Source organism: Agrobacterium sp. O3.4 (assembly GCF_041414895.1).
Classification (GTDB): domain Bacteria; phylum Pseudomonadota; class Alphaproteobacteria; order Rhizobiales; family Rhizobiaceae; genus Agrobacterium; species Agrobacterium cucumeris.
The window spans coordinates 18,486-31,072 of the sequence record NZ_JALPZP010000011.1 but is presented as its reverse complement, the minus strand read 5'-3'; the positions used below and the strand labels follow the sequence as shown (position 1 = coordinate 31,072).

The following is a 12,587-nucleotide window of genomic DNA, read 5'->3' as shown; positions in this document are numbered from 1 at the left end:
TCACCCGTGATAGCGCCGGCCAGGCGCGAGCTTTAGAATCTTCAGCGTCATAGTGAACACGATGTAGACGCCGATGAAGGTTGCCAAGAGCGTGAAGGCCATGGCTGATCCCAGCGGCCAGTTTCCGGCGCTGCGGAACTGATTGGCAATGAGGAGACCGCTGGTTACACCGTCTCTGCCGCCAAGTAGCTGCGGAGTGATGTAGTCGCCAGCGGCAAGGATAAACGTGAACATGAACGAGCCGACGATCCCTTTGTAAGCCATGGGCATGATGACCTTCACGAACACCCCAGCCTTCGTGGCGCCGAGATCGCGAGCAGCATCCAAGTAGTCCTGTTTGACGTCGCGTAGGGACGCGACGAGTATGAGGAGAGAGAACGGCAGCATGATGTGGATCAGCGTCAGGACCGACGCAAACGGGCTGAAGAGGATGACCTCGAGCGGCTGCGAAATTATCCCGCTACCCATGAGCAGCGAGTTGATCACGCCGTTTGTGCCGAGAATCGTCCGCCAAGCATAGACGCGGACCAGATAGCTGGAAAACCAGGACAGCAGCACCAGATACATGATGATGTTGCTTCTGGTCCTGTAGACAAGGAAGTAAGCCACCGGAAAGCTGAGGATCACGGAGAAAGTCGCGGTGAAGAAGCCGTTCTTCATTCCGACCCAAGTCGCTTGCCAGAAGCCAGCCGCAGACAAAATCCTGGCATAGTTGTCGAGATTCCAAACGGGTTCGATCACAAAGGAACGAGCCGTGAAAAAGCTCGTCACGAATAGGAGGACCACCGGTAAGATGAAGAAAACGAGCAGAAATCCGAACGGCAGACCTGCGAGTGCGAAACCCGGCGCGAGGCTGAACCCGGACGATCGCGGGGTGACCGCATTGTGCTTCTCGACGTAGTCAGCGGCAGTCGCCATGAGCGTACATCCTGTTATGTAAGAAAGATATCATAGCGCACTGATGAGCGGGCCAGCGGTAATTGTCCCGCTGGCCCGGGACATCAAAAGCCCGCGCGGAAGTCGGCCCAGACCTGCAGCCAGTCGTCGTATGTCGCGAACTCTGTAGAGGTCCGCGGCGGTTGACCGTACACCTTCATCGTCTTGAACTGTTGGTCGAAGTTGTCGTAGTCGAAAAGAGCTTTCGTACCCGCGTCCATCAAGGCGGGCGCCTTTTTGGAAACAGCTGCTGCGACGGCGGTCTTCGAAATGGATGCCTGGATTTCCGGCTCAAGTGCCTCATTGATGAAGGCGTGGGCGGTCTCGATGTTCTCGGCGGTCTTGGGAATAAACCAAGCGTCCGCCCAAACGGCTGCGCCCTCCTTCGGGTAGACCGCAACCGTCTTGACGTTCTGTTTGGCCGTTTCGAGCGGAACGGCGCTCCAGACACAGAAGCATGCGGCGATTTCACCGGAGGCGAAAAGCGAGATGACGTCGCCGTTCGACGAGGCGAAAACCTTCGTCTGATCGCGGTAGGGCTTTAGCTTCTCGAAGCAATCGCCAAGCTCGTCCTTCGTCAAGTTCGGGAACTTTTCTCCGTAGCCGGTGACCTTCGCGATCTGGGGCCAAACGGTGAGCGGATTGTCGAGAAACGCAAGTTTCCCGGTGAGTTCCGGACGGAGGAGGTCCTCGTAGCTTTTCACTTCGAAGCCGGTCAGTTCCGGATTGACGACGATCGTGTCCAGACCCCAGACCCAAGGCATGGCCCAGTTCTTGCCATCCCAGTACCACATGTCACCCTCGTAGAACGGGGCGTAGATGTCGTCCTTATTGTAGTTGGGGATCTTGGAGACATCCAGCTCCGTAAGGACACCCAGCTCATTGTAGATCGCGTTGTAGCCGTTGGAGTACTCGGCGAGGTCGAGGCGAACGGCGTTGCTTCCGACGATCTTTGCGGTGACGTCATCTTGGTTGCTCATGATGGCAGCGCGCATGGTGATGTTGTTAGCCTTGCGCCATTCCGCGGTCTCGGTCTCGAGCGTATAGCCTTCCCAGGCCATCACTTCGAGGTTGCCACCGACGGCGGCACGTGCCTGGGGTACCCAGGCTCCAAGCGTGGCACCGGCTGCAATGGCAGCCGTACCCAGCATGAAGCTGCGGCGGGCGAGCATTACCTCGTTAAAAAGATCTGCGGTTCGGGCGGACGTGATTTCTTTCTTGTTGTGGTCTTCATGCTTCATAACAGGGCTCCCAGTTCGAATAGGTGAAGAGTGAATATTCCCGTGAAATTTTCTTATTAGTGGCCACGCGGCCCGGGCCGCGTGGCTGGACTGCAGGACGCGTTACTCGGCTGCAGCGAGCGTGCCCACGTGTTGACGCAGCTTTGGCATGACGTCGGTCGAGAGGAGTTCCATGGAGCGCTTGTGGATGGCGGGGCGGTCCCAGTCCTTCTGGGTCATCATGAGAGAGCCAAACGGACCGCCAACTTCGTCGACGAAGGCAACGAGCTTGTCGAGAACTGTTTTCGGAGAGCCCGAGAGCACCATCCAGTCGAGGCAGTTCTGCACCGTGATGTCGCTGTCCAACGTGTTCATCGAAGGCTTGAGCACGCCGAGGAGCTTGAACGCCTTCATATCTTCCACGATGTACTCGTAGTACCAGCGGTAGGAAGACGTGCCCTCGGCGAGGTAGTCGGCCGCTTCCTGATCGCTGTCGGTCACGAGCAGCGAACGTGCGATACGCCACTTGTTGCGGTCAGGGCGACGGCCGGCCTTTTCGCAGCCCACGACGTACTGTTCCCAATGGGTTTTGACGTTGGCGACCGGGGTAAAGTTGGCAGAGACGATGCTCCAGCCGTTTTCGCCCGCCTGGCGCGCGCTGCTTGAAGATGGGCTCATCACCGAGATCGCCAGCTCGGGGAACGGCTGCTGATACGGCTTAAGCATCGGACCGAAACCGAGGCTGGGAATGAGCGTATTCTCGATAACCACGTCCCAGTATTTGCCCTTGATGTTGTAGGGCGGGTTCTGCGACCAGATCTGGTGCATGATCTTGATGGATTCGGTGGTCATTTCGGCGCGGTTCTTTTCCTGCGTGCCGAACAGTTCCATATCGGTCACGAGACCGCCCGGGCCAACGCCCATGATGAAACGGCCTTCCGAGAGATGGTCGAATTGTGCGATCTGGCCGGCGAGACGTGCCGGATGGTGCTGCGGTAGGTTCAGGACCCCCGTGGCGAACTTGATCTGCTTCGTCGCATGGATCAGCGTACCGAAAAATTGAAGCGGGTCGGCAATCGGTTCGCAGGAGCAGCTAATGTGCTCGCCAACCCAAACTTCCGAGAAGCCGAGACGGTCGGCGAGGATCACTGCTTCACGATCCTGTTTCAGGAGTTCAGTGAAGTTGCGCCGCTGATCGTGCAGGGGCATCATAAATAGACCGAGGTCCATTTGGTATCTCCTCTAGAATTGAGATCGGCCTGTCCGATCCTCGCATATTCATGAGCAAGCGATATGCCACGCTGGAAATAGCTGCGGAATCAGTACGTTAACGAACAAACCTGACGAGTCTCACTTTTCCAGTGCGGTCTCAGGTTTGAGTTTCAATATTGAGAGCGCTTAGTCTTGAGACAGTCTTACGGACGAAATAACGGGGCCCGACATACGCCAGGCCCCGGTTTGTTCAAGCTGTCCTGCGACCGCTGGAGGTCGGCGTCTGCTGAACCAATTCCGCAACGAGTTCCGCCGTCGCCGCTGACAGCGTCCAACCAAGATGACCGTGTCCGGTGTTGTAGAAAACGTTGGGACGGCAGCCCTTTTTTATCCGTGGCATCATGTTCGGCATCATGGGGCGAAGGCCCGCCCAAGGCACGACGCGGGATGTCGAGGCCTCTGGAAAGAGCGTGCGCACCCAATCTACCAAGGGTTTGATGCGATCATGTCTAATATCGCGATTGATACCGTTGAACTCCGCCGTACCGGCGACTCGGAACCGGTCGTTTCCAAGACGGCTCGTGACGATCTTTGCCCGGTCGTCGAGTAGGCTGACCCAGGGAGCGCCGTTCTGGCTTCGCTCGTCATCGAGATGAACCGTGATCGAGTAGCCTTTTACCGGATAGACATTTATTCGATCGCCGAGCATCCCAGCGATTTTCCTGCTGCCGACGCCAGCACATACAACCACGCCGTCAGCCGTCAGGACGTTGCTTGAGCTTCCAGGGTTTTCGGCAGGCTTCCAGTAAACAGTCGTGCTTTCTCCGGATTCTACCCGTTGGATTTCCGTGTCGAAAAGGAAATTCACGCCGCGTTTCATACATGCCTTGGCAAGGCCGCGCGTGAATTTGTGGATGTCTCCTGTGGAATCCGACGGCGTAAAGAAGCCGCCGTAGAAATTACCGACCAACGCGGGTTCGATCGCCTTGATTTCCTCTTGCGATACGGATCTCCGGTCCAGGCCGCCCTCGGTCAGCATCGCGTTCACCTTGCCGGCATAATCAAAGCTCGGTTTGTCATAGTAGACATGGAGGATGCCCCGCTTTTCGAGGTCGAACTCAATCTTCTCGCGATCGGCTATTTCGAACATGTGCTGACGCGCAGCGATTGCGAGCCGCGTAGTCTCGATCGTATTGGTGCGATATCCGCCTATGCCCCCCACAAATTCCCCCATCCAGGAATATTTGTGCCAGCTCGGGGTAGGGTTCATGAGAAGCGGCGCGTCGCTTTTGAGCATCCATTTGATGCCTTTCAAGACCGTAGACCAATGATTCCAGACCTCAGCATTGCTTGCAGAAAGCTGTCCGCCATTGGCAAACGAGGTCTCCATCGCGGGATAACGATTGCGGTCGATAACGGTAACGTCGAAACCGCGGCGTGAAAGCGCGTAAGCAGTTGTCACGCCGGTAATACCGGCGCCTAATACAGCGATATGGGGCACTTTTGTCTCCAACAGTTGGTGCCGGGGCTTCGCCAGCCCCATAGCCCCCAATCTGTCTTTTTACCTGAGAGCTTTTCCCCACGGGGGTCCCCTTCGGTGGACGCGAGCGCCTCTCTCCAGATCGTTCAAACTGTGCAGTCTTGGTTGCCTGAGAGTTTCCTGGGGGGTTGCTCCTTCGGCGTGGCGTCGGTGCCATCTCTCCTGCACGGCCTTCGAACACCCTTAGGGTACTCACATGTTTGGATCTTGCGCAAGTCCTTCGTATCGGAAATTATTAAATTGGCACACAAATTGCATCTACATAACAAATAACCTTAAAGGATTGATTATGCGTGATTTTTCCGTATACGTGGAAAACGCCGTGCCGCCCGGGTCCCCCTACTTCGTCTCGGAACCCGCTGTTCTCAAGGCTTTAGGAGCGGTAGCGGGATTTGCAGAAGTGCGATCATTCAACGCTCAATTTCCCGACTACCAGGCGCTAGAAGCCGCAGACTATTTCGTCGGCTCCGGATTCGATACCGCGCGCCTCAAAGTCCACGGCAAGCGCCTGCGTGTGGTTCATTGCACAAGTGCTGGCGTCGAGAAGTATATGCCGCTCGACTGGCTTCCGAACGGAGCGGTCCTGACAAACAGCAGCGGCGTACACGCGAAGAAGGGCGGCGCTTTCGGCTTAATGACCGTTCTCATGTTGTGCGAGGGCGTGCCGCGACACATTCAAAATCAGCGGCTCCATCGCTGGGACAATCGCCTCGCGACGGGGATCGATACGAAGACCATAGTCTTCGTAGGTTTTGGAGCGCTCGGCACCGCGATTGCGGACCGTTTGCGCCCGTTCGGCCCGCGGATTGTAGCAGTCACCCGTTCAGGTAAGACCAGTCCATCGGCCGATGAGGTATTCACCGTCGCAGATCTTGACCAGGCGCTTACCCTGGCCGACTGCCTTGTCGTCAGCTGCCCTCTCACTGCCTCGACCAAGGGGCTCATCGGTGAAAAGCAACTGGCCCTGATGAAACCAGGCGCGTCTTTGTTCAACATCGCGCGAGGTCCTCTCGTCGATACGGGGCCCCTCATCAGGGCGCTCGTCGATGGCCGTCTGAGCGGTGCTGCGCTGGACGTCTTCGACGAGGAACCCCTGTCGGCCGACAGTCAGCTGTGGGATGTACCCAACCTGATCATCTTCCCGCATATTTCCTGTGACGACGCCGACGGATACGTCGACCGTTGCCTTTCGATCTTCGCTGACAACATTGGCAGGGACCTGCGTGGCGAACCCTTACGGAATCGTGTCGATGCGACCGCAGGATACTAACCCCTAGGAGAATATGATGACCGATTCCTATCTCGAAGCACTTGTCCTATCGCACGCAGGTGCGTTGGACGCTTTGGCTGCGGCGGTTTCGAAAGCCGCGGAAATCTCGGTTCCGCAGTGCATTTGTATCGTTGACGCCAGCGGCGAGACGATCGCCAGTCTCCGTATGGACGGAGCAAAATACCTAAGCATGCAGACAGCGAAGGCTAAGGCCCGCACATCGGCGTCCATCCGCAATAAGACAGGCGGCATGACACCCGAATTCAGCATTGCCGCCGGAATTGCCACTGGCGGCGGCGTCACAAATCTGCCCGGCGGTCTGCCGATCAAGTTCAGCGGCAAGCTGGCGGGTGCAATAGGAGTGGGCTCCGGCACTGGAGATCAGGACATCGAAGTCGGCAGGGCTGCTCTTGCGGCTATAGGGGCCGACCCCGTCGAATGAACCGTCGCGCGGGCCGGGTGTCTACCGCCCCGCGCGTTCGAAGGAGGCGAACATGCTTGCACTTGAAGAAACGGACTTGCTGGTTCCCGAAGAATGCGCCCACCACCATGGATACGCAACCACCCTCGCAGAACAGGTGGAAGTTCGAGGTGTGGTCGTTCATGGCGCTAAGCTCGGACGTGCAATCGGCTTCCCGACGGCGAACATGAAGCTGGGCGGATGCTGTAGGCTCGCGCCAGGGATTTATGCGGTGCGATTTCGGGATGGCTTCGGAACCGTTCGCAATGGTGTCGCCAGCTTTGGCCGGCGGCCGACAGTCGTCGACGACGGCGAGTTGCTATTGGAGACGTATGTCCTCGATTACGCCGGCGATCTTTACGGCCAGACATGTCAGGTGACATTCATCGAGTATTTGCGTCCCGAGACAAAGTTCGACGGTCTTGAGGCAATGGTCCAGCAGATCGATCTGGACGTGGTGATGGCCAGGGAGGTTCTGCGGAAAAGAAAAATCTCGCTGGGGGATGAGATTACGGCACGGGGCCGCAAAAAATGAAATATCACCAGATCGAGGCATTCTACCAAGTGATGTTGACTGGCAGCATCTCGAAGGCCGCGAAGAATCTCGGTCGCACTCAACCTGCCGTGAGTATGACGATAGCGACACTTGAAGAGCAGCTGACAACCACGCTGTTTGACCGACACGCAGGACGAATATCACCGCGCGCCGAGGCAGAGGTGCTATTCCAGCAGGTGAGCCCGGTGATGGCTCAATTGAACGACATACGTCACCATTTCGGCCGCCTTACCTCAATCGAGGTACCAAGGATATCGATCATATCCTCCGGGAATGCGGGAACCCACCTTGTTCCAACCGCAATTTCCAAGATTGCGGCTGGGGGACAGCAGTTTCGTCTCATGATCGGGACCTCTGCCTCCATCGTATCGGAGATGGAAAACCAACTTCACGACATCGCGTTGACCGATGAGGGGGCGTTCGAAGTGTTGACGAATTCACCGCTGTTCGAGGTCGAGGTCTTCAACATTCCCGTTTACGCCGTCTCGCCACGCGGTCTGATCTCGACGCAAGGCGATACCCTGCTGACTGAGGAGATCAAAGGCTACAACGTCTGTACGCTTTACGAGGAGAATCGATCCAGTCGACAGATTCGGTCGAAAATCGCGCCCCCCAAGGTGGAATTTTCCAACTTCTTCCCGATGGCATGTTTTGCCATTTCGAACGGCGGCGTTGCGGTGGTCGACAATATCACGTGCGGCGCTATGAGAGCACTCACCAACGGGAGCCTGGATGTCGTATACCACCGGATATCCGACGCATCTCCGTCCCACTACTATCTGATCCGTCCGAAATATCGACCGAGGTCGAAAGTGGCGGACAAATGCTACGGCAGCCTCAAGACGGCCTTGCTGTCATACGAGGACATCTCCCGACCCGATCGGACCTAAAGCTCTCCGCGCGCCTGGTCATAAGCTTCACTCATGGAGGCATAAAACCTTCGGTTTTGCTGTCGATTTCGCAATGCGGGATGACTGTAGTGCGCTCGGCGGCGCACTTGTGCGGATTGACGCAGCAAGAGCCTCGCTGCCCCACAAAACTCGTTGACGGGCCGGGATTCGGACACAGTCACCATCTGGGCAACAACCATGAAAATCTTTAAACACATAGCGTCGGCGGCACTCTCCGCTGCGATGTCCGTCGGCGTGTCCTTCTCCGCCTCGGCCTGCCCTTTCATCGATCCAGGAGAAAGGCGTCTTCACGGTCGCGACTGAAACGGCCGACGCGCCGTTCGATTTCGTCCAGGACGGTAAGATCGTCGGTTACACTCCGGACGTGATCCCCATAAGTGCCGCTGATATCCCCATAAGAACTTCAATTTTGCGAAAGTTCCGATGTTGGGTGATGAATTGGTTGCCGCCGGAGCAGGCGAGCAGACAGGGGCGAAAGCCTCTTCTGGACATGAGCGTTCCGATTAAATCTCAGTATCCAAGCCAAGGTATCTCGATACCTTGCACGAAGGAGTGCAGCCATGCGTGTAACTAATATCCGGGCGTACCGGATCCCGACCGGCGGTGTGCGCCCGGTGCTTGTCGAAGTCGTAACGGATGAGGGAGTTTCCGGTTGGGGCGAAGCTGCCGTGGCATACGGCCTCGGTGCTCGCGGTGCAGCCGGCATGGTCGCCGACTATGCCGCGCGCGTTATCGGTGCGGACCCGAACTATCCCCGCCATGTCTATCACGCGATCTACGACAACTCTTTCTGGACCAAGGGCGGCGGCGCGATCGCCTTCGCTGCGGTAAGCGCGATCGACCAGGCGCTTTGGGATATCAAGGGCAAGGCTGCAGGCGTCCCAGTCTATGACTTCTTCGGAGGCCGCTTCCAGGACACCGCACCGGTCTATGCGAACGGCTGGAACTACCATTGCAATGACGCCACCGAGTGGGCCAAGGCCGCCGAGCGCCCGCTCAAGGATGGCTACAAGATGCTCAAGAGCTATCCTCTTGCAACGCAACAGCCGGGCCGTACGCTGACCCACGTCCAGCGCCGCTCGCTTTCCGCCGACGAGTTCAAGCGCGCTATCGATCGTATTCGCCTTCTCAAGGATGTCGTCGGTGATCAGGCCGAACTGCTCATCGATCTTTCAGGTGGCGTCAATAACGACCAACTGGTTCGAATCCTCGACGTCTGCGAAGAGCTCAAGGTCTCCTGGGTCGAGGAGCCCCTTGACGCATTCAACCTCGCGGGCCTCAAAAACTTGGCCGCTCGATACAAGTTCCCGATCGCCGCCGGCGAACGCGTCTATACCCGCAACGGTTTCAAGAACCTCCTGGATTCCGGCGCTATCGACGTTGTCATGCCGGACGTTGGCAATTGCGGGGGCGTGTTCGAACTGGTCCAGATCGCAGCGATGGCAGAGGCATACAACGCACGAATGTCTCCTCATAACTGCGCGTCGTCTCTCTGTACGGCCGCTACGCTTCAGGTCTGGGCCGCTTGCGCCAATGCAATGGACCTCGAAATCTATCCTTACCTGCCGGAGTCCCAGGGCTACGTTCAGGTTCTGAAGAATGCTCCCGAAGACCGCATCAAAAACGGCTTACTGGAAGTCGGATCCGATCCGGGCCTCGGCGCGGACGTCGATACCGAACGCCTCAAGCCATATTGCTGCTACGACTACCTCGAAGAAGCCGCTTAATGAAAAACATCCTCGGTCTCGGGGCGACCAGCGTCGTCCCGAGGTCCAGGATGACCGAGCGCCGCCTGACTTACCGAGACAACTTCGGTCCGATTCCTGACCTTCAATTTCTTGAAGACCGTCTTTAGATGCCACTTCACGGTTTCGAGGCCAATTTTGAGATCCGATGCGATTTCCTTGTTGGTCATACCGTGCTGCACACGACTAACCACCTCGCGTTCCCGCAGTGTCAAGGATGATGTCCCGAACGGTTCATTGTATCCATGTTGGCGCTCGACCTGAACCGTTGCCAGAGCAGCTGCCAGCCTGTGGAGATAATCCGTCGAAACTCGCTTGCTGTTATGGTTCTGCAAGAAGGCGATTACTGATTGCGTCAGTGTGATTGCCCCTGCACCGCAGTCAATGAACGGGCGGATGACATCTCCAATCTCGCTTTGCGCAAGAAGGCTGGTCATCAATTCCATTGCCACGCCACGTCTGCCTATCGCTAGTAACGAAACGGCGTACTCGATCCCCGCTTCCAACTCGGCTGGCTTGTCCCAAGCGAAGCTATGCATCTGAAGCTGGAAAATTTCAGCTGCCTGATGAGGCTTGTTCTCAGCGATGAGGAGCCGAGCCTCGCACATTCTTAGCAGTCGCCAGCCGTAAGATGTCGGCGACCTGTCCGTCGGTGGCCGGGCCTGAACCATACCTCGGAAACCCGTCATGAGAGTACGGGCTTGTGCTAGTCGAGATTGGAGTAAATTGAGCCTTATCTGTTCAGCGATGCAAACGGTTCTAAGGCGCAGCCAGTCTCGCTTTCGACCTACCGCGTCCCCGCGTTCAAGAAGTTGAGATGCCGATTTCCAGTCGCCGCGCGAGACCATGATGCGTACCAAAGTCAGATAGCAGGCGATCAGACCTTCAACAAAGCATGTTTGCTCAATGAGATCGAGGTGACCTGAAAGCAGCGACTCCGCTTCGAATAGATCGTTGCGCTGGTAGCGCACGAAGGCCAGCAGGCTGGCTGCCAGTACAGCAGGCGCGGTATCGCTCCCAGTGACCCTCTGCGCCAGGTCAAGCGCCTGCCGGAGCCGTGGTTCTGCCTCGTCGAGCCTATTCTCGGCCACGTCGCACAGAGCCAGCAGGCAGGTTCTGCAAACGACTGAGAAGGACAGCGCCGGTTGGTCAGCTTCGCTGGGCAATGGCTGCAGAGAATCGCGGGCGAGAGCGATGTTGCCGCCCATCAAGTGCCCATGAATCGTGGCATTGCCCACCACAAGAACAGACCAAGCCTGTGAAACGGAATTACGAAATTCATCAGCGAGAGCCAGTAACGTGGTGCCGTCATCCGACATATAAGCGATGAAGATCAACAGGCTTTTCCGATAGTCGGATAGCTCGTCGATAGCGGGATCGGACGGTGACGCCGCAAGCAGATTTTCGATCATGCCTGCGATCGACCTCGCGTCGTCCAGTCTCAAGCTGAGAGCATAAGCCGTGCCCGCGGCTGCCAGCAACGCGCCATCTCCCATCAGTTGGCCCACAGAAATCTGCCCCAGCCAGCCGAGCACCATGGAAAGATTGCCTTTCGCGACTTCTTCGAGCGCGCATCGTCGAGCCCATTCCAGCGCCTGAAGTGTATTTCCGGCTGAGAAGGCATGCTGTACGGCGAGTTGCCAGTTACCGTTTTGCGCGAACCACGCGCTGGCGTGGGCATTCCGCAGCTTTCCGTCTTCGTTTAGCCTTTCGTCCAAATAGGTCCGCAAGTACTGGCGAAACTGTGGATGAAGCACGAACCGCGTGCCGCCTTCATCGATGCAATTCGCGAATAGTTCACCAGACCGCAGCCGGCGAAAGAGATCTTCGATGCCTGCAGCGCCGGCCACGGTCCTACACACAGGTAAGCTCAGTTCATCGAGCATGGATGTGCGGGCCAATAGAGCTAGCTGTTGCGGTGTAAGGTCAGTTTCCACGCATTCCGCAAAAAACTCTGCAAACTCTGCGGGCAATTGTGCAAGGGCTGCCAAGGCGTCCTTAGTTCGTTTGTAGCGACCAAGCATCGTCGCGGTCATTCTCAACCCGGCCGGCCAACCGCGCGTGATGGCGGTAATGAATTCATGGTCAACGAGATCTATCGCAGCCGGATGTTTAGTATGCAGAAATCGCACCAATTCTTCCGGATCGTAGCGCAGTTGCTCATGGGAAAGTTCGAGCAGTTGGTTTGCGACACGTAGATTGGCAATCGGTATCCGGGGACGCCTTCGGCCGGAAATGACGGTGCGCAGGTGATCCGGCCCATTATCGATGAGGTGGGAAATCACTTCATCCACCCCTTCACCGCTGTCGAGACTGTAATTGTCGAACATGAGCCAAACCCGTTCCGGCAGGAGCGACATTCTCTCGATCAACGCATCGAGGCTCGCGCGCCAAGAACGCGGGTCGGCAAGCTCTTCACCGAGGATTGCCTGTTGCAACAAGCGAGAGAGCGACGATGGATCATTGTCGCGCTGGTCAAGCTCCATCCAGGCGACACGTTCTCCCTGAGTTAGCAGGACTTCACGCCATTGCCGTAATGTGACGGTTTTTCCGTAGCCAGCGGGCGCAGTGACGATTGTGACGCGCGTGCTGGATGCCGTCGTCAGGAACTGCTTTAGCCGCGGGCGCGCCATCTCTTTGAAGTTGATCGCGCGCGGTGCCAGTTTCGTGTGAGGAACCGCCGTCATCATTACCTCCCACTTCGCTTGTAGGCGTCTCTAGCGCCTGATCTAGATCC

Annotated in this window: 10 protein-coding genes and 1 riboswitch; of the genes, 5 read left to right on the top strand and 5 right to left on the bottom strand. The window is 57.2% G+C overall.

Features of this window, described 5'->3' with window-relative positions; genetic code table 11:
- The 4 genes from M0412_RS25825 to M0412_RS25810 all read right to left on the bottom strand — a co-directional run bounded on the left by M0412_RS25825 (position 1) and on the right by M0412_RS25810 (position 4,869).
- Positions 1 to 918: an ABC transporter permease gene (locus tag M0412_RS25825; RefSeq protein ID WP_142859762.1), complete on the bottom strand. Its 918-nt coding sequence runs from the start codon at positions 916 to 918 to the stop codon at positions 1 to 3.
- An 83-nt stretch (positions 919 to 1,001) separates the two neighbouring features.
- Positions 1,002 to 2,177 (bottom strand): PotD/PotF family extracellular solute-binding protein, encoded by a 1,176-nt coding sequence (locus M0412_RS25820; RefSeq protein ID WP_142859761.1) that lies wholly within the window; start codon positions 2,175 to 2,177, stop codon positions 1,002 to 1,004.
- A 102-nt stretch (positions 2,178 to 2,279) separates the two neighbouring features.
- Entirely contained in the window at positions 2,280 to 3,386 is a 1,107-nt protein-coding gene (locus M0412_RS25815; RefSeq protein WP_142859759.1) for an LLM class flavin-dependent oxidoreductase, read from the bottom strand.
- 232 nt (positions 3,387 to 3,618) lie between these two features.
- Entirely contained in the window at positions 3,619 to 4,869 is a 1,251-nt protein-coding gene (locus tag M0412_RS25810) for a D-amino acid dehydrogenase (RefSeq protein WP_142859758.1), read from the bottom strand.
- Between the two features lie 125 nt (positions 4,870 to 4,994).
- Positions 4,995 to 5,083, bottom strand: a riboswitch (glycine riboswitch).
- A 114-nt stretch (positions 5,084 to 5,197) separates the two neighbouring features.
- On the opposite strand from M0412_RS25810, the gene M0412_RS25805 reads away from it, so the two are divergent.
- The 5 genes from M0412_RS25805 (at position 5,198) to M0412_RS25785 (ending at position 9,832) form a co-directional block, all read left to right on the top strand.
- Complete coding sequence (locus M0412_RS25805) at positions 5,198 to 6,178, top strand: D-2-hydroxyacid dehydrogenase (RefSeq protein ID WP_142859756.1); 981 nt, start codon at positions 5,198 to 5,200, stop codon at positions 6,176 to 6,178.
- A gap of 16 nt (positions 6,179 to 6,194) precedes the next feature.
- Positions 6,195 to 6,620, top strand: a complete 426-nt coding sequence (locus tag M0412_RS25800; protein ID WP_142859754.1) for a heme-binding protein — start codon at positions 6,195 to 6,197, stop codon at positions 6,618 to 6,620.
- Positions 6,621 to 6,672: 52 nt separating this feature from the next.
- On the top strand, positions 6,673 to 7,173 hold the full coding sequence (locus M0412_RS25795) for a riboflavin kinase (protein WP_142859752.1): 501 nt from the start codon (positions 6,673 to 6,675) through the stop codon (positions 7,171 to 7,173).
- The gene (locus tag M0412_RS25790) at positions 7,170 to 8,084 is read left to right on the top strand and encodes a LysR family transcriptional regulator (protein ID WP_142859750.1); all 915 of its coding nucleotides are present in this window, start codon (positions 7,170 to 7,172) and stop codon (positions 8,082 to 8,084) included. Before M0412_RS25795 ends, M0412_RS25790 begins: the two co-directional genes overlap by 4 nt.
- A 581-nt stretch (positions 8,085 to 8,665) precedes the next feature.
- Positions 8,666 to 9,832, top strand: a complete 1,167-nt coding sequence (locus tag M0412_RS25785) for a mandelate racemase/muconate lactonizing enzyme family protein (RefSeq protein WP_142859748.1) — start codon at positions 8,666 to 8,668, stop codon at positions 9,830 to 9,832.
- Here M0412_RS25785 and M0412_RS25780 read toward each other — a convergent pair.
- Positions 9,829 to 12,540: a LuxR C-terminal-related transcriptional regulator gene (locus M0412_RS25780; protein ID WP_142859747.1), complete on the bottom strand. Its 2,712-nt coding sequence runs from the start codon at positions 12,538 to 12,540 to the stop codon at positions 9,829 to 9,831. The two genes, M0412_RS25785 and M0412_RS25780, sit on opposite strands and share 4 nt — an antisense overlap.
- Positions 12,541 to 12,587: the final 47 nt, after the last annotated feature.